General features: G+C 44.8%; 1 pseudogene. It reads right to left on the reverse strand.

Annotated features, from left to right (window positions below):
- Window positions 1-221 (reverse strand): annotated as a pseudogene (locus Q1B05_RS18665) (glucosamine-6-phosphate deaminase); the annotation flags it as partial.

The raw sequence follows: 221 nt of genomic DNA on the forward strand, positions 1-221 counted from the left end.
CGCTTAAACGTTCCTCCCATACTAATTACATCATCATCTGGGTGTGGACTAAATATTAGTACGCGTTTCTTGGCAGGCTCGGCTCGCTCTGGACGGTTGGAATCGTCTGCATTGGGCTTTCCGCCTGGCCAACCTGTAATCGTACTTTGTAGTTTATTGAATATTTTTATATTAATATCGTAAGCCGGGCCTGAATCGGCCAACAAATCACTCATACCGTT

The organism is uncultured Formosa sp. (assembly GCF_947500765.1).
Lineage (GTDB): Bacteria > Bacteroidota > Bacteroidia > Flavobacteriales > Flavobacteriaceae > Formosa.